The sequence below is a fragment of the Paracoccus spongiarum genome, assembly GCF_030732095.1.
Classification (GTDB): domain Bacteria; phylum Pseudomonadota; class Alphaproteobacteria; order Rhodobacterales; family Rhodobacteraceae; genus Paracoccus; species Paracoccus spongiarum.
On the sequence record NZ_JAVAMQ010000009.1, the window covers coordinates 23,459 to 42,878 of the forward strand.

23 protein-coding genes are annotated in these 19,420 nt (G+C 68.2%); 10 read left to right on the top strand and 13 right to left on the bottom strand.

The annotated features are described in order from the left end of the window. Window positions 1–8 precede the first annotated feature (8 nt). The 5 genes from thrC (at window position 9) to Q5Y72_RS11065 (ending at window position 6,384) form a co-directional block, all read left to right on the top strand. Complete coding sequence (gene thrC, locus Q5Y72_RS11045) at window positions 9–1,385, top strand: threonine synthase (RefSeq protein ID WP_305963480.1); 1,377 nt, start codon at window positions 9–11, stop codon at window positions 1,383–1,385. Further along, a complete protein-coding gene (locus Q5Y72_RS11050; protein ID WP_305963481.1) occupies window positions 1,382–2,656 on the top strand; it encodes a M16 family metallopeptidase in 1,275 nt (424 codons plus the stop codon). Before thrC ends, Q5Y72_RS11050 begins: the two co-directional genes overlap by 4 nt. Further along, the gene (locus Q5Y72_RS11055) at window positions 2,656–3,237 is read left to right on the top strand and encodes a GNAT family N-acetyltransferase (protein WP_305963482.1); all 582 of its coding nucleotides are present in this window, start codon (window positions 2,656–2,658) and stop codon (window positions 3,235–3,237) included. The genes Q5Y72_RS11050 and Q5Y72_RS11055 overlap by 1 nt, the downstream gene beginning before the upstream one ends. A 33-nt stretch (window positions 3,238–3,270) precedes the next feature. Next, window positions 3,271–4,674 (top strand): FAD-binding oxidoreductase, encoded by a 1,404-nt coding sequence (locus tag Q5Y72_RS11060; protein ID WP_371930814.1) that lies wholly within the window; start codon window positions 3,271–3,273, stop codon window positions 4,672–4,674. A gap of 75 nt (window positions 4,675–4,749) precedes the next feature. Continuing rightward, window positions 4,750–6,384 carry an FMN-binding glutamate synthase family protein gene (locus Q5Y72_RS11065; protein ID WP_305963484.1) on the top strand — a complete coding sequence of 545 codons (1,635 nt, stop codon included), beginning with the start codon at window positions 4,750–4,752 and terminating at the stop codon, window positions 6,382–6,384. A 54-nt stretch (window positions 6,385–6,438) separates the two neighbouring features. Here Q5Y72_RS11065 and Q5Y72_RS11070 read toward each other — a convergent pair whose 3' ends face one another. Both Q5Y72_RS11070 and Q5Y72_RS11075 read right to left on the bottom strand, forming a co-directional pair. After that, window positions 6,439–6,972, bottom strand: a complete 534-nt coding sequence (locus Q5Y72_RS11070) for an adenine phosphoribosyltransferase (RefSeq protein ID WP_305963485.1) — start codon at window positions 6,970–6,972, stop codon at window positions 6,439–6,441. Then, on the bottom strand, window positions 6,969–7,571 hold the full coding sequence (locus Q5Y72_RS11075) for a flavin reductase family protein (protein ID WP_305963486.1): 603 nt from the start codon (window positions 7,569–7,571) through the stop codon (window positions 6,969–6,971). The genes Q5Y72_RS11070 and Q5Y72_RS11075 overlap by 4 nt, the downstream gene beginning before the upstream one ends. Window positions 7,572–7,680: 109 nt before the next feature. Between Q5Y72_RS11075 and Q5Y72_RS11080 the strand changes: the two genes are divergently transcribed. Together Q5Y72_RS11080 and Q5Y72_RS11085 are read left to right on the top strand one after the other, a co-directional pair. Next, window positions 7,681–8,226 (top strand): GNAT family N-acetyltransferase, encoded by a 546-nt coding sequence (locus Q5Y72_RS11080; RefSeq protein WP_305963487.1) that lies wholly within the window; start codon window positions 7,681–7,683, stop codon window positions 8,224–8,226. Window positions 8,227–8,257: 31 nt separating this feature from the next. Next, window positions 8,258–9,055 carry an EcsC family protein gene (locus tag Q5Y72_RS11085; RefSeq protein WP_305963488.1) on the top strand — a complete coding sequence of 266 codons (798 nt, stop codon included), beginning with the start codon at window positions 8,258–8,260 and terminating at the stop codon, window positions 9,053–9,055. 28 nt (window positions 9,056–9,083) lie between these two features. Here Q5Y72_RS11085 and Q5Y72_RS11090 read toward each other — a convergent pair whose 3' ends face one another. Further along, a complete protein-coding gene (locus tag Q5Y72_RS11090) occupies window positions 9,084–10,631 on the bottom strand; it encodes an ATP-dependent DNA helicase (protein ID WP_305963489.1) in 1,548 nt (515 codons plus the stop codon). Between the two features lie 89 nt (window positions 10,632–10,720). On the opposite strand from Q5Y72_RS11090, the gene Q5Y72_RS11095 reads away from it, so the two are divergent. Further along, window positions 10,721–10,927, top strand: coding sequence for a hypothetical protein (locus tag Q5Y72_RS11095; RefSeq protein WP_305963490.1), 207 nt, complete (start codon window positions 10,721–10,723; stop codon window positions 10,925–10,927). Between the two features lie 182 nt (window positions 10,928–11,109). Beyond that, window positions 11,110–11,316 carry a hypothetical protein gene (locus tag Q5Y72_RS11100; protein WP_305963491.1) on the top strand — a complete coding sequence of 69 codons (207 nt, stop codon included), beginning with the start codon at window positions 11,110–11,112 and terminating at the stop codon, window positions 11,314–11,316. Between the two features lie 73 nt (window positions 11,317–11,389). On the opposite strand, the gene ccrA is transcribed toward Q5Y72_RS11100, so the two are convergent. After that, window positions 11,390–12,679: a crotonyl-CoA carboxylase/reductase gene (gene ccrA / locus Q5Y72_RS11105; RefSeq protein WP_305963492.1), complete on the bottom strand. Its 1,290-nt coding sequence runs from the start codon at window positions 12,677–12,679 to the stop codon at window positions 11,390–11,392. Between the two features lie 213 nt (window positions 12,680–12,892). Between ccrA and Q5Y72_RS11110 the strand changes: the two genes are divergently transcribed. After that, a complete protein-coding gene (locus Q5Y72_RS11110; RefSeq protein WP_504222730.1) occupies window positions 12,893–14,851 on the top strand; it encodes a methylmalonyl-CoA mutase family protein in 1,959 nt (652 codons plus the stop codon). A gap of 71 nt (window positions 14,852–14,922) precedes the next feature. Here the strand turns inward: Q5Y72_RS11110 and Q5Y72_RS11115 are convergent, their stop codons facing one another. From Q5Y72_RS11115 to Q5Y72_RS11155, 9 genes are all read right to left on the bottom strand, one after another. Beyond that, window positions 14,923–15,444 carry a fasciclin domain-containing protein gene (locus Q5Y72_RS11115; RefSeq protein WP_305963494.1) on the bottom strand — a complete coding sequence of 174 codons (522 nt, stop codon included), beginning with the start codon at window positions 15,442–15,444 and terminating at the stop codon, window positions 14,923–14,925. A gap of 164 nt (window positions 15,445–15,608) precedes the next feature. Further along, window positions 15,609–15,830: a 50S ribosomal protein L31 gene (gene rpmE / locus Q5Y72_RS11120; RefSeq protein ID WP_305963495.1), complete on the bottom strand. Its 222-nt coding sequence runs from the start codon at window positions 15,828–15,830 to the stop codon at window positions 15,609–15,611. An 11-nt stretch (window positions 15,831–15,841) separates the two neighbouring features. Further along, window positions 15,842–16,219, bottom strand: a complete 378-nt coding sequence (gene rplS / locus Q5Y72_RS11125) for a 50S ribosomal protein L19 (protein ID WP_305963496.1) — start codon at window positions 16,217–16,219, stop codon at window positions 15,842–15,844. Then, on the bottom strand, window positions 16,216–17,091 hold the full coding sequence (trmD, locus tag Q5Y72_RS11130; protein ID WP_305963497.1) for a tRNA (guanosine(37)-N1)-methyltransferase TrmD: 876 nt from the start codon (window positions 17,089–17,091) through the stop codon (window positions 16,216–16,218). Before trmD ends, rplS begins: the two co-directional genes overlap by 4 nt. After that, window positions 17,088–17,588, bottom strand: coding sequence for a ribosome maturation factor RimM (rimM, locus tag Q5Y72_RS11135; protein WP_305963498.1), 501 nt, complete (start codon window positions 17,586–17,588; stop codon window positions 17,088–17,090). Before rimM ends, trmD begins: the two co-directional genes overlap by 4 nt. 57 nt (window positions 17,589–17,645) lie before the next feature. Continuing rightward, window positions 17,646–18,002: a 30S ribosomal protein S16 gene (gene rpsP / locus Q5Y72_RS11140; RefSeq protein ID WP_305963499.1), complete on the bottom strand. Its 357-nt coding sequence runs from the start codon at window positions 18,000–18,002 to the stop codon at window positions 17,646–17,648. Between the two features lie 43 nt (window positions 18,003–18,045). Beyond that, on the bottom strand, window positions 18,046–18,342 hold the full coding sequence (locus tag Q5Y72_RS11145) for a chorismate mutase (protein WP_305963500.1): 297 nt from the start codon (window positions 18,340–18,342) through the stop codon (window positions 18,046–18,048). Further along, window positions 18,339–18,887 carry a GNAT family N-acetyltransferase gene (locus Q5Y72_RS11150; protein ID WP_305963501.1) on the bottom strand — a complete coding sequence of 183 codons (549 nt, stop codon included), beginning with the start codon at window positions 18,885–18,887 and terminating at the stop codon, window positions 18,339–18,341. Before Q5Y72_RS11150 ends, Q5Y72_RS11145 begins: the two co-directional genes overlap by 4 nt. Next, window positions 18,884–19,420 (bottom strand): GNAT family N-acetyltransferase, encoded by a 537-nt coding sequence (locus tag Q5Y72_RS11155; RefSeq protein WP_305963502.1) that lies wholly within the window; start codon window positions 19,418–19,420, stop codon window positions 18,884–18,886. Before Q5Y72_RS11155 ends, Q5Y72_RS11150 begins: the two co-directional genes overlap by 4 nt.

Genomic DNA, 19,420 nt, shown 5'->3' on the forward strand with positions numbered 1-19,420 from the left:
GAACGGCGATGCGCTACGTCTCGACGCGGGGAGAGGCCCCGGTTCTCGACTTCGAACAGGCGATGCTGTCGGGGCTGGCGCGGGATGGCGGGCTGTACCTGCCGCAGACGGTTCCGGCGCTGTCCGGCCTTGGCGACCTGGACGGGCTGCCCTACGAGGAGGTCGCCTTGCGGGTGATCCGCCCTTTCACCGGCGACAGCTTCTCTGACGACGAACTGCGCGGGGCGATCGACCGCGCCTATGCCCGCATCGCCCATGCCGCCCGCGCGCCGCTGGTGCAGCTTGCCCCCGGCCATCACCTGCTGGAGCTGTTCCACGGGCCCACGCTGGCCTTCAAGGACTTCGCGATGCAACTGATCGCCCAGCTGTTCCGGATCGCGCTTGCGCGGTCGGGGCAGCGGATCACGATCGTCGGCGCGACCTCGGGCGATACCGGCAGCGCCGCGATCGAGGCGTTCCGCGGCATCGACAATGTGGACGTGTTCATCATGTTCCCGCATGGCCGCGTCAGCGAGGTGCAGCGCCGCCAGATGACGACGCCCGACGCGCCGAACATCCATGCGCTGGCCGTCAGTGGCCATTTCGACGATTGCCAGGCGCGGCTGAAGGACCTGTTCAACGACCATGCCTTCCGCGACCGGGTGGGTCTGGCCGGCGTCAACAGCATCAACTGGGCGCGGGTCGTGGCCCAGGTGGTCTATTACGTCACCGCCGCCGCCAGCCTGGGGATGCGGCAGACGGATTTCTGCGTGCCGACCGGCAATTTCGGCGACATCTTCGCGGGCAGCATCGCCCGGGCGATGGGCGTGCCGATCCGCCGCCTGATCGTGGCGACGAACCAGAACGACATCCTGCACCGCGCGCTGACGACCGGCGACTACCGGACGGGCGAGGTGCATCCCTCGATCAGCCCCTCGATGGACATCCAGGTCAGCTCGAATTTCGAACGCGCGCTCTACTGGGCCTATGGTGGTGACGCGGGCGCGATCGCGCAGTTGATGGCCGAGCTGAAATCGGGCGGCTTCACGATCAGCCAGGGCGCGTTGCAGGCGCTGCGCGAGCAGTATCTGTCGGGCCGCGTCGGCGAGGACGAGACGCTGGCGATGATCCGCACCATCCGCGAGGAAACCGGCGAGGTCCTGTGTCCGCACAGCGCCGTCGGCGTGGCCGTCGCGCGACAGCATCTTGAACCCGGCGTGCCGATGGTGACACTGGCCACCGCGCATCCCGCAAAGTTTCCGGATGCGGTCGAACGGGCGGTCGGCATCCGCCCGGACCTGCCGCCGCATATGGCCGGGCTGTTCGACCGGCCCGAGCGTGTGACGCGGGTTGAAAACGACGTCGAGGCGATTAGATCGCTGATCCTTGAACGGAGAACCAATTGACCAGCGACCCCCATCTGCGCCTGACCACCCTGCCGAACGGACTGCGCATCGCCACGCGCGACATGCCGGGCCTGCATTCGGCCGCGCTTGGCGTCTGGGTGAATGCGGGGGGCCGCAACGAACGGGTCGAACAGAATGGCATCGCGCATTTCCTCGAGCACATGGCGTTCAAGGGCACCGCGACCCGTAGCGCGCTGCAGATCGCCGAGGCGATCGAGGATGTCGGCGGATTCATCAACGCCTACACCTCGCGCGATGCGACCGCCTATTACGTCCGCGTGCTGGAAAACGATGTCGATCTGGCCTTCGACGTGATCTCTGACATCGTGCTGAACCCGATCTTCGACGAGCGCGAGATCGAGGTCGAGCGTGGCGTGATCCTGCAGGAGATCGGGCAGGCGATGGACACGCCCGACGACATCATCTTCGACTGGCTGCAAGAGGCCGCCTATCCCGACCAGCCCATCGGCCGGCCGATCCTTGGCCCGGCCGACCGGGTCAGCGGCTTCGGGCGCGCCGATCTCTCCGGTTTCGTGGCCGAGAATTACGGTCCCGGCCAGATGATCGTGGCGGCCGCGGGCGCCGTCGATCACGACCGCATCGTCCGGCTTGCCGAGGCCGCCTTCGGGCATCTGGCGCCGATCCTTCAGAGGCCGCGCGAAAGCGCCGTCTGGCTGGGGCGCGAGGAGCGCCGCGTCAAGAAGCTGGAACAGGCCCACTTCGCGCTGGCGCTGGAGGGACCGGGCTATCTGGCCCCCGATTTCTATGCCGCGCAGATCTTCTCCGCCGCGCTTGGCGGGGGCATGTCCTCGCGGCTGTTCCAGAAGATCCGCGAGGAACGCGGGCTGTGCTACACGATCTTCGCGCAGTCGGGCTTTCACGACGATACCGGGATGCTGACCATCTATGCCGGCACCGGTGCCGAGGACATTGCCGATCTCGCGAACCTGACCATCGACGAGATGCGCCGCGCCGCGGGCGATCTGACCGAGGCCGAGGTCGCCCGTGCCAAGGCGCAGCTGCGCGCGGGCCTGCTGATGGGGCTGGAGAGCCCGTCCTCGCAGGCCGAGCGCATCGCCCGCGTGCTGGCCATCTGGGGGCGCGTGCTGGACCCGACCGAGGTGGCCGAGCGCATTGCCGCCGTCAGCCTTGCCGATGTGCGCGGCCATGCCGAACGGCTGATCGGCAGCGCCCGTCCCGCCCTGGCGCTGTATGGCCCGGTCAAGGCGGCGCCGAGCCTGGACCGGCTTGCCGAGCGGCTTGCCGCCTGATGTTCTCACGGCGGCGCACCGTCCGGCTGGAAACCGAGCGGATCGTCCTGCGGCTGCCCGTCCATTCAGACTTTGCCGCCTGGACCGCGCTGCGCATCGAAAGCCGCGACTTCCTCACCCCGTGGGAGCCGGTCTGGTCCGCCGATCACCTGTCGCGCAAGAGTTTCACCAACCGCGTCTACTGGGCCGGCCGCGCCAGCCGGGGCGGCACCGCCCTGCCGCTGTTCCTGCTGCGTCGCGACGGTGTGCTGCTGGGCGCCATCACGCTTGACAACATCCGCCGCGGTCCGGCGCAGACCGGCACCATCGGCTACTGGATCGGCCAGCCCTTCGCGCGGCAGGGCTATATGCGCGAGGCGATCGGGGCGCTGGTGCATCACGCCTTCTCGGCGCTGGACCTCAGCCGCGTCGAGGCCGCCTGCCTGCCCGAGAACGCCGCCTCGCGCGGCGTGCTGGAACGGTCGGGCTTCAAGTATGAGGGGGTGGCGCAAAGCTATCTTCAGATCAACGGGCGCTGGCGCAACCATGTGCTTTACGCCAATCTGCGCGGCGACCGGCGCGGCCGCAGCGAGGCGCGCTGACCCGCCCGCGCGGGTGCCGAAGGAGGGCACATGATGGATCTGGCCGCGGCCGACAGGCATCTGGCCGCAAGGCTGCCCCAGGGCGTGCTGCGCCCCGTCGCCCCCGCCTATCTGGAAGAACCGCGCGGCCGCTATCAGGGCCAGGCAGGGCTGATCGCCGCGCCGCGCGATCTTGACGAGGTCGCGGCCGTCATCCGCGCCTGCGCCGAGGCCCGCGTGCCGGTGGTGCCGCGCGGTGGCGGCACCGGGCTGGTGGGCGGGCAGGTCATGCCCCAAGGGCCGCTGCCGCTGATCCTGTCGCTGGAACGGATGCGCCGCATCCGCGGGGTGCATGCCGACGAGGCGGTGATGATCGCCGAGGCCGGCGTCTCCCTGCACGAGGCGCGGGCGGCTGCGGCGGACGCGGGCCGTCAGTTCCCGCTGTCGCTGGCCTCGCAGGGCAGCGCACAGATCGGCGGGGTGCTGTCGACCAATGCCGGCGGGGTGAACGTGCTGCGCCACGGCAATGCCCGCGCGCTGTGCCTGGGGATCGAGGCGGTGCTGCCGTCGGGTGAGATCCTCCACGACCTCAAGCGGCTGCGCAAGGACAATACCGGCTACGACCTGCGCGACCTGCTGATCGGGGCCGAGGGCACCCTGGGCGTAATCACCGGCGCCGCGCTGGTGCTGGCCCCGGTGCCGGCCGAGTCCGGCGTGGCGATGCTGGTCGTCGAAAGCCCCGAGGCGGCCCTGCGGCTTCTGTCGATGGCGCAGACCCGCCTGGCCGGCTGCGTGACCGCGTTCGAACTGATCGCCGGGCAGGGGCTGGAATTCCTGGCCGAACATTTTCCGCAGACGCGGCAGCCCTTTGCCGTCCGGCCCGAATGGGCGGTTCTCGTCGAGGTGGGCCTGCCCGAGGGGCTGCCGGCGCAGGACGCGCTGGAACGCCTGTTCGGGGCGGGTTGCGAGGCCGGCCTCGTCTCGGACGGCGTGATCGCCCAATCGGGTCAGCAGGCCGCCGAGGTCTGGGCCCTGCGCGAGACGATCCCGCTGGCCAATCGCGCCGTCGGCGCCATCGCCAGCCACGACATCAGCCTGCCGCTGTCGGGGGTGGCCGACTTCATCCGAGAGGCCGGCGCGATGCTGGGGGCCGAGGGCGACATGCGGATCAACTGCTTCGGCCATCTGGGCGATGGCAACCTGCATTACAACCTGTTCCCCGCCGCGGGCCGCCAGCGCGGCGATTACGACGCCGTGCGGCACGACCTGTCCCGGCGCATCCACGAGATGGTGGTGGCGCGCGGCGGCTCCTTTTCGGCTGAGCACGGGGTGGGGCGGCTGAAGGTGGCCGATCTCGCCCGCTGGGGCGATCCGGGCCGTCTGGCCGCGATGCGCGCCATCAAGGCCGCGCTGGACCCGGCCGGGATCATGAATCCGGGTGCGGTGCTGAGCTTCTAGGCAGTCCTGCCGCTATGTAATCTTAAGACTTGCGTGCTATCCCTGTCTGGTCATTGCCCGGGACCGGAGGAAGGGATGCGCCTGCGCTTTACCCACGCGACCGAATTTGCGCGGCATTACGAACGCTATCTGCCCTTTGCCGTGGCGGTCCTGCTGATTCCGATGGGGCTGTTGCTGATCGGCCCCGCGCCGGTGCTGGGCGTGTTCGTCGCACTGCTGGGCCTCGCCGGCACGGCGGTCGGCATCCACGACCTGACCCAGACCCAGCACGCGCTGATGCGCAACTACCCGCTGTCGTCGCGGATGCGCTATCTGCTGGAACATTTCCGGCCCGAGATCCGGCAGTATTTCGTCGAGGACGATCACGCCGAGACGCCGTTTTCGCGCGAACAGCGGGCGGTCGTCTATCGCCGCTCGAAGGGGATCGAGGGCGTGCGGCCCTTCGGCACGCTTTGCAATGTCTACAGCGACGGCTATGAATGGCTGAACCACTCGATGGCGACGACGCATCTTCCCGACCAGGATTTCCGCATCCGCGTCGGCGGGCCGGACTGCACCCGACCCTATGACAGTTCGGTGGTCAACATCTCGGGCATGTCCTACGGCGCGCTGTCGCCCAATGCGATCGAGGCGCTGAACCGCGCGGCGAAGGCCGGCGGCTTTGCCCACACCACGGGCGAGGGATCGATCTCGCGCTATCACCGGATGGGGGGCGATCTGGTCTGGCAGATCGGCTCGGGCTATTTCGGCTGTCGCGACGCCGATGGCGGCTTCAGCGCCGAACGCTTCACCGAGGCCGCCGCCGACGAGGCCGTGAAGATGATCGAGATCAAGCTGAGCCAGGGCGCCAAGCCGGGCCATGGCGGCATCCTGCCCGGACCCAAGGTCACGACCGCCATCGCCGAGGCGCGGGGCGTGCCGGTGGGCGTGGACTGCATCAGCCCGTCGTCGCATTCGGCCTTTTCCACGCCGCGGGGTCTGTGCAGCTTCATCGCGCGCCTTCGCGAGATGTCGGGCGGAAAGCCGGTCGGCATCAAGATGTGCGTAGGCCATCCCTGGGAATGGTTCGCGCTGGCCAAGGCGTTCCGCGAGACCGGGATCGCCCCCGATTTCATCACCGTCGATGGCGGCGAGGGCGGCACCGGCGCCGCGCCGGTCGAGTTCGCCGACCACAAGGGCGCGCCGCTGCGCGACGGCCTGATGCTGGTCCACAACACCCTCGTGGGCCTTGGCATCCGCGACCGGATCAAGCTTGTCGCCTCGGCCAAGATCGTGACCGCCTTCGACATCTGCCGCATCTCGGCGCTGGGTGCGGATGGCGTGAACATGGCGCGGGGGTTCATGTTCGCGATCGGCTGCATCCAGGCGCAGGCCTGCCATACCGGCAAATGCCCGACCGGCATCACCACGCAGGACCCCGACCGCTATCGTGCGCTGGTCGTGCCCGACAAGGCCGTGCGCGCCGCCCGCTTTCACGCGGCCACCATGCATGCGCTGAAGGAAGCCTGCGAAAGCTCGGGGCTGCGCCATCCCGACCAGTTCACGCCTCATCACCTGATGATCCGAACAGGCCCGCGCGAGGTGCGGTCCGCCGCAAGCCTCTATGACTGGCTGCAGCCGGGCGAACTGGTATCGGGCGCGGTGGCGCATCCGGCCTTCGCGAAATACTGGCACCGCGCGCAGGTCGACAGCTTCGCGATGACCGCGTGACTCAAGGACGGCGGAACGCCGTTTGCGGCGATCCGTTTCTGCCCCGATGGCGCGTCAATCCCCCTCGAAGGCTGTCAGCACATGCACGGGCATGCCCAGCGCCTCGAGCCGCGCCCGGCCACCAAGGTCGGGCAGGTCGATCACGAAGGCGCAGCCGATAACCTCGGCACCAAGCCTCCGGCACAGGCGGATGCCGGCCTCGGCGGTGCCGCCGGTCGCCAGCAGGTCATCGACGATCAGCACCCGTTCGCCCGGCACGATGGCGTCGTCATGCAGTTCCATCACCGCTTCGCCATATTCCAGCTGATAGGCTTCCGAGATCACCGTGCCGGGCAGCTTGCCCTTCTTGCGCACCGGCACGAAGCCTGTCGACAGCTGATGGGCCACCGCCCCGCCAAGGATGAATCCGCGCGCCTCGAGGCCGGCCACCTTGTCGATGGCGATCCCGGCATAGGGATGCAGCAACTGGTCGATGGCCATGCGGAAGCCGCGCGGGTCGGCAAACAGTGTGGTCACGTCGCGGAACATGATCCCCTCATGGGGGAAATCGGCGATGGTGCGGATATAGTCTCGGACCGTGCGCGTCATGCCGGGCGCTCCATCTCGAACAGCTCGGTCACGGTGGCATAGTCCTTGTAGCCCAGCCGGGCGATCCAGCCCCCCGCGGCGCGCGGGTCGAAGCGGCCCTCGACAATACAGTCGTCGCGCAGATGCACGCCCGTCACCGCGCCCAGCACCATGAAGTTCGCTTCGCCGGCCAGCGGGATGATCCGCGTCATGCGGCATTCCAGCGCCGCCGCCGCGCCCGCCACGCGCGGACAGTCGATGCTGTGGCATTCCGCGGCCTCGATACCCGTGGCCTCGAATTCGCTGCGCCCGGCCGGCAGCGGCGCGGATGAGGCATTGACCTGGTCGCGCAGATCGCCCGTCGCGATGTTCACGCAGAACACCCCCGTCTCGGTGATCTGGGCCACGCTGTCCTTGGTGCCGCGCCGGTCGGGCTTGGTGCTGGTCGAGGCGAACATCACCTGCGGCGGCACATAGGCCACCGCGTTGAAGAAGGAATAGGGGGCGAGGTTGTCGCCCAGCCGGCCCCGCGTCGAGATCCAGCCGATCGGACGCGGCGCGATCAGCGCGTTGAAGGGGTTGTGGGGCAGGCCGTGGCCGGCTTCGGGGCGATAGAACAAGGGCTGCCTCCTGTCATGGTCCGGCCCAACCTGCCACCGCTTTTCGAAAGCCGCAATGTTCCGCCTGCCTGCGCGGCATGTTAAGGGCGCCGCAGGACAGGGATGCGCGATGTACGAGATCTGCACCGAAACGCCTGACGACGAGCCCGAGGTCGAGGCCCTCTATGACCTGTGCTTCGCACCGGGCCGCACGGCGCTGTCGTCCTATCGGCTGCGCGAGGGCGTGCCGCGCGTGGCCGATCTGTGCCTGCTGCTGCGCGGCGAGGGGGGCAGCCTGCAGGCCGCGATCCGCTACTGGCCGGCCCGGATCGGCGCGCATCGAGTGCTGCTGCTGGGTCCGATCGCGGTGCACCCGATCGCCCAGGGCGAAGGGCTGGGTGCGCTGCTGATGCGCGACAGCCTGGCCCGCGCCGCCCGCGCCGGGTGGGAGCGTGTCCTGCTGGTCGGCGATGCGCCCTATTATTCGCGGTTCGGCTTCACCCGCCTCGACCATGTCGAGATGCCGCCGCCGACCAATCCCGACCGCGTCCTGGGGCTGGAACTTTGCGAGGGGGCCTGGGTTGACGTCGCGGGGCCGGTCACCCGCGCCGACACCGCCGCGCCGCCGGCGGGGCTGGCGCAGGGCGGACCGGTCCGCCATATCGACAGGACCTGAAACAACGTCGCGCATCCGAGAGAGCAGACAGATGGTGCCAACAGCCCAGGCGGTCCTGCCGCCGATCCGTGACCCGGGCGTTCACGACCAGATCGACCGTCTCGCCCGCCGCTATCTTGACGCGGGCGGGCTGGGAATGGAGGTCATGGCGATTGTCGGCGACAGCGCCGAAAGCCTGATCGGCCGTCTGCCCGCCTTCGTGCGGGCCCGGCTGGATCGCATCACCCGTACTGCGCTGAACCGCGCCTTCGGGGCCGCCGCTTCCTCGCGGCGTGTGCTGCGGGACCGGGGCGACTGGTTCAACCGGCTCGCCTCGACGGTCAGCGGCGCGGCGGGCGGTGTCGGCGGGCTGCCCGGCGCGATGATCGAACTGCCGGTGACGGTGACGCTGCTGCTGCGCGCCATGCTGGACATCGCCTCCGAACACGGGCTTGATCCCGACAGCGAGGAGGTGCGGATGGAGTGCCTGCGAATCTTTGCCGCCGCCGGGCCGATGTCCGAGGATGACAGCACCGACCTGGGCCTTCTGGCGGCCCGCATGTCGGTCACCGGGCAGACCGTGCAGGGCCTGATCAGCCGCGTCGCGCCCCGCCTGTCGGTGTCGTTGGGCCAGAAGCTGGCCGCGCAGGCGGCGCCGATCTTCGGCGCGGTGGTCGGCGCCTCGATCAACTACACCTTCGCACGCTATTATCAGGAACTGGCGCGGGTCCATTTCGGCATCCTGCGGCTTGGCCGCGAAACCGGCCTGCCGCACGAGGCGCTGGTCGAGGCGCTGCGCCTTGCCATCGACCGTCGTGCGCGGCGCGCGCCCCCGCCCGCGACGGGCTGAGCGCGGGCAGCCGATCCCGCCCCCGCGTTCAGTCCGCGGTCTCGTCCAGCTCCAGCGCGGGGGCCGGCACCGCCAGATCCTCGGTACTCAGCGGGCGGGTCGGGCGGGCCAGCCGCGCCCGCGTCACCCAGATCAGCCGGTGCTGCGCGCGGGTGATCGCCACATAGGCCAGCCGCTTCCACAGCGCGATCCCGGCCTCGCTGCGGTTCGACCATGCGGCGGCCGAGATGTCGGGAGCGAAGACCTGCACATCGGGCCACTGGCTGCCCTGCGACTTGTGGATCGTCACCGCGGCGCCGTGCAGGAAGGCCGCGCCCATGCGCGCGGCATAGGGAATGAAGGGTTCGTCCTGATCGGGCATCTCGATCTTGACGATGCTGGCGGCCGAGAGGCGCGGGTCCTCGGCACGGATGACGTGCAGGCGTGAGAAGCCCGGCTTGCGGCCCGGTCCCAGATAGACGACCTGCGCACCCTTGATCAGCCCGCGCGCCTCGAGGTCGATGCGCTTCTTGCGGTATTTCAGCGGCAGTTCCAGGCCGTCGCAGATCAGCGGCTCGCCCGGCAGCAGCGCGTCTCCGGGGGCGCCATAGGCGGCCCGGAAGGCGTGGATCAGCCGGATCCGCGTGGCGTTGCGCCAGACCAGCACAGGGCTGCGGGACAGAAGGTCGCTGTCCACGCGCTCGGCCCAGATGACGCGATCGTCGCGGCGGGCGGCGTCTCGGACCATGCGCTCGAAATCGTCGAAGCCCAGCGCCTCGTCGGCCAGCGCATGGGCGAGGTCAAGGATCGGGCTGTCATCGGCCTGCCTGTGGATGCGGTTCAGGATCAGCCGCTGCGGGGCGGCAAGGCGGTCGAACACCATCTCGCCCGATTGCCCGACCGGGGCAAGCTGCGCGGGATCGCCGAACAGCACCAGCACCGGGAAGATCTCGCGCAGGTCGTCGAACTGCCTTTCGTCCAGCATCGAGGCCTCGTCGATCAGCCCGACATCCAGCCCCTCCTCGCGCCGCTTCCATCCCTTGATGAAATCCGACCCGCGCAGCCCCGCGGCCGCCAGCGCGCCGGGAACCGAGGCATGGGTGTCATAGAACGCCTTGGCGCGATCCAGTGCCTCGTCGGGCATGGTATCGGTCTTGGGGCGCGCGCCCTCGCCGGCCAGCCATTCGGCGATCCGTTCGTATTCGGGATCGTAGACCGGCGTGTAGAGGATGCGGTGGATGGTCGTTGCGGGCACGCCGCGCATGCGCAGCACGAAGGCCGCCTTGTTGGTCGGCGCCAGCACGGCGAGACTGCGGCGATCCTTGCGGCGCCGGCCCTCGTAATCGGCGCTGACGATCTCGACCCCGGCCTCTCGCAGCGCGCGGGTGATCTGCGCCAGCAGCAGCGTCTTGCCGGACCCGGCCTTGCCGATCACCGCCATCACCCGGCCCTTGCCGGGCTGCGGCGGGTGCAGTTCTTCGGCGGTCAGGTCGATCCCCGCCTGGGCGAAGGTTTCGGCCAGCGCGTCCCAGGCGTCGGCCTGGTCGGGCGACAGGGCAGGAGGCGAGGTCGCGGGGGCGGGGGTCTGGCCGGTCATGGCCCAGCCTTAGCCCGGCGCGCGGCGAAAGCGAAGGCCCCCGCAACCATTCGCCGCCCCGCGCGTGTATCCCGGCGGGAGGAGCGCGCATGATCGAGTTGTTTTTCGTCACCTGCCTCATGGGCGAGCCCGAGGCCTGCGAGGATCACAGCCTTCTGTTCGAGATGCAGAACGGCCTGTTCTCCTGCATGCTGCAGGGCCAGAACGAACTGGCCCGCTGGGTCGCGACGCATCCCCGCGAGGTGGTGCGCGAATGGAAATGCCGTCCCGCCCGGCAGGACGGCCGGAAGATCTGAGGCCGCCCCATGCCTTGGATGGCAAAGATGCAGTCAGCGTCCGCCTGCGGCGGCCGGATTTTCCGGCAGCGGTCGAACTGACCCTTTCGGCAACTGCGTTCTGCGGCCGATTCGGATTATCATCCTTTAGTATGAGGGCTGGGGAGCCATGCGTCAGGGAGGAGCCATGAAAGGACGATCCGATGATCGAACTGTTCTTCGTCACCTGCCTGTCGGCCGATCCGTCGCAGTGCCGTGACCGCAGCCTCGTCTATGCCGATGAGATCGGCGTGATGACCTGCATGATCCGCAGCCAGTCCGAACTGGCCGAATGGATCGAACGCCATCCGGCCGAGCGTGTCCGCGAATGGAAGTGCCGGATCCTGGGCGAGGATGGCCGCACCGCCTGAGCGGATGCGCCGCGCAACGCAAGACACCGCCCTTTCGGGGCGGTGCCTGACGGGTCACCTCGATGCCGGGCGATCAGGACCGGCCCGCCTCCAGCGCATCCTCGAAGGTGCGCAGTCCGGTCGTCGGCGCCTGCACCAGCACCGACATGTTGCCCGGCTTGTGCTGGTTGCGGTACATCTTCATATGCGCCTCGGGGATGTCCGCCCAGGGGAAGACCTCTGACATGCAGGGGTCGAGGCGGCGTTCCAGCATCAGCTTGTTGGCCGCGCTGGCCTGCTTGAGATGCGCGAAATGGCTGCCCTGCACGCGCTTCTGGTGCATCCACAGGTAGCGCACGTCGAAGGTGCAGTTGAAGCCGGTGGTGCCGGCGCAGATCACCACCATGCCGCCCTTCTTGCAGACGAAGGTGCTGACCGGGAAGGTCGCCTCGCCGGGATGCTCGAAGACGATGTCGACATTGTTGCCCTTGCCGGTGATGTCCCAGATCGCCTTGCCGAACTTGCGGACCTCGTTGAACCACTCCTTGTATTCAGGCGTGTTCACCGTGGGCAACTGGCCCCAGCACTTGAATTCCTTGCGGTTGATGACGCCTTTCGCGCCAAGGCCCATCACGAAGTCGCGCTTGTCCTCTTCGCTGATGACGCCGATGGCGTTGCCGCCGGCCGCGTTGATCAGCTGGATCGCATAGGATCCCAGCCCGCCCGAGGCGCCCCAGACCAGCACGTTCATGCCCGGCTTCAGCTCGTGCGGCTCATGCCCGAACAGCATCCGGTAGGCGGTGGCCAGGGTCAGCGTGTAGCAGGCCGATTCCTCCCAGGTCAGGTGGCGCGGGCGCGGCATCAGCTGCTGCGACTGGACGCGGGTGAACTGGGCAAAGCTGCCGTCCGGCGTCTCGTAGCCCCAGATGCGCTGGGTGGGCGAATACATCGGATCGCCGCCGTTGCATTCCTCGTCGTCGCCGTCGTCCTGGTTGCAGTGGATCACGACCTCGTCGCCGACCTTCCAGCGTTTCACCTTGTCGCCGACCGCCCAGACGATCCCCGAGGCGTCCGAGCCGGCGATGTGGTAGGGCTGCTTGTGCACGTCGAACATGCTGATCGGAACACCCAGGCCAGCCCAGATACCGTTGTAGTTGACGCCGGCCGCCATCACCAGGACCAGCACCTCGTTGCTGTCGATGGTCGGAACGTCCACCACCTCAAGCTGCATGGCCTGGGTCGGCTCACCCTGCCGTTCGCGGCGGATCGCCCAGGCATGCATCTGCTTGGGCACATGGCCGAGGGGCGGCATCTCGCCGACGTCATACAGGTCCTTCACGGGTGCGTCGTAGGGCGCGATCGGGGTCGGGGCGTCCAGAGCCATCAGCATCTCCTTGGCGTCGTGCCGCGGCGCAGAATCGCCACAGCGGATCGGCATGGTCCTACGATGCAATAAGAAACATTGCAACCGGATTGGCGCAAAAATTGTAATATTATGTCCGAAAGTCCCATTCGATTGCCGCGCCGCGGCGAATTGACGGCGCAGCAATCTTTCGGTATCCACAGGTCAACCGAAAGATTGTTGCGAGGGACCGCGATGGCCGAGAAGGACAAACCCTGGCTGTTCCGCACCTATGCGGGCCATTCCACCGCCGTCAAATCGAACGCGCTGTATCGCGGCAACCTGGCGAAGGGGCAGACGGGGCTGTCGGTCGCGTTCGACCTGCCGACGCAGACCGGATATGACAGCGACCATGTGCTTGCGCGGGGAGAGGTGGGCAAGGTCGGCGTGCCGGTCTGCCATCTGGGTGACATGCGCGCGCTGTTCGACCAGATCCCTCTGGAACAGATGAACACCTCGATGACGATCAACGCGACGGCGCCCTGGCTGCTGTCGTTGTATATCGCCGTGGCCGAGGAACAGGGCGCCGATGTCGCGCGGCTGCAGGGCACCGTGCAGAACGACCTGATCAAGGAATATCTGTCGCGCGGCACCTATATCTGCCCGCCCAAGCCCAGCCTGGCGATGATCACCGACGTGGCGGCCTACACGCGCGAGCATCTGCCGAAATGGAACCCGATGAATGTCTGTTCCTATCATCTGCAAGAGGCCGGGGCGACGCCGCAGCAGGAACTGGCCTATGCGCTGGCCACGGCCATCGCCGTGCTGGACGACCTGAAGGGCAAGGTTCCCGAGGCCGAGTTTCCGGCGATGGTCGGGCGGATCAGCTTTTTCGTGAATGCCGGCATCCGCTTTGTGACCGAGCTGTGCAAGATGCGCGCCTTTACCGAGTTGTGGGACGAGATCTGCCGCGACCGCTATGGCATCGCGGAGGAGAAGTTTCGCCGCTTTCGCTATGGCGTGCAGGTCAACAGCCTCGGCCTGACCGAGCAGCAGCCCGAAAACAACGTCTATCGCATCCTGCTGGAAATGCTGGCCGTCACGCTGTCAAAGAACGCGCGGGCGCGGGCGGTGCAATTGCCGGCCTGGAACGAGGCCCTGGGCCTGCCGCGTCCCTGGGATCAGCAGTGGTCGTTGCGGATGCAGCAGATCCTGGCCTACGAGACCGACCTGCTGGAATTCGGCGACCTGTTCGACGGCAACCCCGCCATCGCCGCGAAGGTCGAGGAACTGAAGCAGGGCGCCCGCGACGAATTGCGCCTGCTGGACGAGATGGGCGGCGCCATCGCGGCCATCGACTACATGAAATCCCGGCTTGTCGAATCGAACGCCGAGCGGCTGAACCGGGTCGAGGCCGGCGAGACGGTCGTGGTCGGGGTGAACCGCTGGCAGCAGGGCGAGGATTCGCCCCTGACCGCGGGCGATGGCGGCATCATGGTCGTCGATCCCGCAGTCGAGCAGGATCAGATCGGCCGGCTGCGGGACTGGCGCGACAGCCGCGACGAGGCGGCGGTGCAGGCCGCGCTGGCGGCTCTGCGCGAGGCGGCGCGGGCCGGGCGGAACATCATGCCGCCTTCCATCGCCGCGGCGAAGGCGGGTGCCACGACGGGCGAATGGGCCGGGGTGATGCGCGCGGTGCATGGCGAATATCGCGGCCCGACCGGCGTCTCGGCGAGCCCCTCGAACCGCACGGAAGGGTTGGATGACATCCGCGAGGCCGTCGATGCAGTCAGCGCGCGGCTGGGGCGGCGGCTGAAATTCGTGGTCGGCAAACCGGGCCTGGACGGCCATTCCAACGGCGCCGAACAGATCGCGTTCCGCGCCCGCGATTGCGGCATGGACATCACCTATGAGGGGATTCGCCTGACGCCCGAACAGATCGTCGCGCGGGCGGTGGAACAGGACGCGCATGTGATCGGGCTGTCGATCCTGTCGGGCAGCCACCTGCCATTGATCGAGGAGGTGATGGAGCGGGTCCGGGCCGCGGGCATCGGCCACATCCCGGTGATCGTCGGCGGGATCATTCCCGATGACGACGCGCGGCGCCTGCTGGCGATGGGCGTGGCGCGGGTCTATACCCCCAAGGATTTCCAGCTGAACGGCATCATGATGGATATCGTGGCGCTGGTCGAGCCGGGCGCCGCGGCGGCCTGATCCGCGCGATGCATCGGGGTGAAAAAAGGGGGCCGAACGGCCCCCTTCGTCATGCGCGCGACTGGTCGGCCCTACATCGCCGGCATCAGCACGCCGTCGATGACATGGACGACACCATTGCCCGCGGCAAGATCGGCGGCGGTCACGGTGACCACATCGTTGATCTTCACCATGCCATCGGCCACGGTCAGGTTCAGCTTGCAATTGCCGACCGTGGTCACTTCGGCGGTGCCGCCGCCCTGTTCCACCATCGCGATCACATCGGCCGCCATCGCCTTGGCCGCGACCGCATGACAGCCGAGAATGGCCTTCAGCGTGTCCTTGCTTTCCTCGGCCAGCGCGGCGTCAAGCGCACCGGCAGGCAGCGCGGCGAAGGCCGCGTCGGTGGGGGCAAAGATCGTGAACGGTCCCTCGCCCGACAGGGTCTCGGCCATGCCCGCCTCGACCACGGCGGTTTCAAGCGTGGTGTGATCGTCCGAATTCACGACAATGTCGACGACCGTTGCGGGCATGTCCCCGTGCATGTCGGCATAGGCGACCGACCCCATCAGGACGGCGCTGGCGGCGAGGGCGGTGATCTTGGTCAGCTGCATCGTGATCCTCCATCTATCGAAGCATGTGCGCACAGACACGGACCGCCCGTCGCGGGCGGTGCAGGGGATGACGAATTCGTGATGGGCGCGTCGCGCGCCGCGCGATGCACATGAAAAACGCCGCCCGGATCGGGGCGGCGTCCTGCGTCGCGATGGCCGTCGGATCAGAAGCCGAGGCCGGCGTATTTGTTCTTGAACTTGGACACGCGCCCGCCGGTATCCATCAGGCGCGACGAGCCGCCGGTCCAGGCCGGGTGCGAGGTCGGGTCGATGTCCAGCGACATGGAATCGCCCTCGGCGCCCCAGGTCGAACGGGTCTGATACACGGTCCCGTCGGTCATCTTGACTTCGATCAAGTGGTAGTCGGGGTGAATGTCTTTTCTCATCGGGTGACCTCTCAGGCGTCGGCTTTGGGGCGGTAGTTGGTTTTCTCGGCGATGCGGGCCGATTTGCCGCGACGGTCGCGCAGGTAGTACAGCTTGGCCCGGCGGACCTTGCCGCGGCGCACCACCTCGATCGAATCGATGTTGGTCGAATACAGCGGGAACACCCGTTCCACGCCTTCGCCAAAGCTGATCTTGCGCACGGTGAAGCTGGCGCCGATGCCGCTGCCGCCCTTGCGCGAGATGCAGACGCCTTCATAGTTCTGCACGCGCGACCGGGTGCCCTCGGTCACCTTGTAGCCGACGCGGATGGTGTCGCCGGCCTTGAAGTCGGGGATGGTCTTGCCGAGCTGGGCGATCTGCTCGGCTTCGAGTTCTGCAATCAGGTTCATCGCCTGGGTTCCTTGTCATGCTCGCGGCGGTCCCGCGATTGGTCTGATGCGCCCGAGAGCTGTCGGTCCTTTGCCGGGTCCATCTGCGTCTGCGCAAATGCCCGCCACAGGTCGGGGCGGCGTTCCTTGGTCAGCCTTTCGGCCTCACGCGCCCGCCAAGCGGCAATGGCCGCGTGATGTCCCGAAAGCAGAACCTCGGGGATCTCGCGGCCGTCCCATCGGGCGGGCTTCGTGTACTGGGGGGCTTCCAGAAGGCCCCGATTGCCGATGGAAAAGGATTCCTCGGCCAGAGAATCCTGATTCCCCAGCACGCGCGGTATAAGCCGGACCGTCGCATCGATCAAGACCTGAGCCGCGATCTCGCCCCCGGTCAGGACATAGTCGCCAATGCTGATTTCCTCGATCTCGTGGGCGTCCAGAACGCGCTGGTCCACCCCCTCGAAACGGCCGCAGATGAGGGTGACGCCCGGCCCCTCGGCCAGTGTCCGCGCGCGGGCCTGGGTCAGCGGCGTGCCGCGCGGGGACATGTAGATCACCGGGCCGGGCGCTGCCTGGCGCGCCTCGCGCAGGGCCGCGTCCAGCACGTCGGCGCGGATCACCATGCCGGCGCCGCCCCCGGCGGGCGTGTCATCGACATTGCGATGCCGGCCGATCCCGAAGTCCCGCAGCGGGATCATGCGCAGGTTCCACAGCCCCTCGGCCAGCGCCTTGCCGGTCAGCGACAGGCCGAGGAGGCCGGGAAAGGCCTCGGGAAACAGCGTCACAACGCTGGCCGTCCATGCGCCCGCGACCTGCGGCTCGGACATCAGGTCGCGCGGGCGCAGGCTGGGCCGGATCGCCAGTCGCCCATGCGATTTCGGCGCGTCGGTCATTCGTCGCTGTCCGGTGGGTCGGCGATGATGCGCCGCGCCGTCAGGTCGACGGTCGGCACGACGGCGCGGGTGAAGGGCAGCAGCAGGATCTGGCTGCCGCCCACCACCTCCAGAATGTCGCCGGCACCGTGGTCATAGATCGCCCGGACCCGGCCCAGAACCTGCCCGCCGGTATCCACCACCTCCAGCCCGATCAGGTCGGCGTGGTAGAATTCTTCGTCGGGCAGCGAGGGCAGGGCGGCCCGCCGGGCCCACAGCGTGACGCCCTTCAGCGCCTCGGCATCCTCGCGCGTGGCAACTCCCGACAGCCGCGCGCCCAGCCCGCCGGTGACCGGCCGCGTCAGCCTGACAGTGAAGCTGCGCCTGCCATCCTCGGTCGTCAGCGGGCCATAGCCCGCAATGTCGGCGGGTTCGGCGCAGAAGCTTTTCAGCCGCACTTCGCCTTGGACCCCGAAGGCCCCGGCGATCGCGCCGACGCAGATGCGCTCGCTGGTCATGCGGCCCCCTCGGGATCGGGGGCTGGCGAGGGCGGCCCGCCAGCCCGGATTGCCGGATTACTCGGCTTCGGCGGGGGCGGCGGCCTTGGCGGCCTTTTCCTCGGCGCGCTTCTTGGCCTTGGCGCCCGGCTCGGCCTTCTTCATGTTCTTGCGCTCGGCCTTGTCCTTGACGCCGGCGGCTTCCAGGAAGCGGGCGACGCGGTCGGTCGGCTGCGCGCCCTGTCCCAGCCAGTACTGCACGCGCTCGACATTCATCTTGATGCGATCCTCGCTGTCTTTGGCCAGCAGCGGGTTGTAGGTGCCGAGCTTCTCCAGGAAGCGGCCGTCGCGCGGCATGCGCGAATCCGAGGCGACGATGGAATAGTGGGGGCGCTTCTTCGAACCACCACGGGCGAGACGGATCTTCATGGCCATTTGGGTTACTCCTTTGAAATGGCGGTCGGGCGCGGGTAACGCCCTAGGATTGAAAGATTTCGTGATGCCGGATGACTTCCTCGATCACGAAGTTCAGGAATTTGCGCGCGAATTCCGGGTCCAGGTCGGCCTCGCGCGCGAGGCGTTCCAACCGCTCGATCTGCTGCGCCTCGCGGGCAGGATCGGACGGAGGAAGGTCGTGGTCGGCCTTGAGACGGCCGACGGATTGGGTGTGCTTGAACCGTTCGGCAAGCGTATAGACAAGGATCGCATCCAGCCGGTCGATGCTGGCGCGATGCTCCTTCAGCAGCGCGGCGGCGCGGGCAACGGGATCGGTCATGGCAGGCTCCGTTCGCTGCGGGCGGGCGCGGGGTGGCGGAAGACGAGGCAGGATTCGTCGAAGTCCGGTGCCGCCGCATCGCGGTCAAGGGTCGCGCCAAGCCGCCTTGCCAGCGCAATCGACCGGGCATTGTCGGCATTGACATAGCTGACCGCGGTGTCCCAGCCCAGGGTGCCGAACGCAAAGTCACGGGCGGCGGTCGTGGCCTCAAGGGCGTAGCCCTTGCCCTCGGCCTCGGCCGTCCAGATGGTCCAGCCGATCTCGCGTTCGGGCCAGCCCTCGGGAAACCACGGACCCGCCATTCCAAGCGGGCGGTCCTCGCCGCGAAGGGCGATGACGAACATGCCATAGCCGCGCAGGACCCAGTGGCCGACGGCATGGCCGAGCACCCGCCAGGCGAAGGAGGGATCGGTGTTGCCGTCCAGGATGAAGGCGGCGCGGTCGGATTGCGCAAAGGCCAGCCAGTGCGGCCAGTCCGCCGCAACCGGCGCGCGCAGGATCAGCCGCGCGGTGGTCAGCACGGGCGTGGGCTGCAGGCCGGTCATGCCCCGGCCTCCGCAGTCTGGATCGCATGGATGTCCCGGTCGATGCCATCGGGGAACGTCGCGCGTCCCAGCCGCTGCCCGCCAAGCGCCCGTGTCAGCCGCAGCGCGGCACTGTTGTCGTCGTGAAAATGCGTCTCGACATCGGCAAGACCGAGAGCGTCGCGCGCCCAGCCCAGCACCGCGCGCGAGGCTTCTGTGGCAAGGCCGGCGCCGCGCGCCTCGGGCAGCAGCCACCAGGTCAATTCGTGGCGTGGCCAGCCCTCGGGATGCACGATTCCGCAGCCGCCGACGGTCCGGCCGTCGCGGATGACCGCGAACTTGCCGAAGCCGCGCAGGGACCAGTGACCGATGTCGCGGCAGAGGATGGCAAAGGCCTGATCGCGCCGCAGCGGGCCACCATAGAAATGTGACGCCTCGGCATCGGCGAAGAAGGCGGCATAGGCATCGGCATCATCCGCGCAGGGCAAGCGCAGGCGCAGGCGCTGCGTGTGCAGGACCTGCGGCGGCTGGTGACGGGGCGCGGCGATGGACAT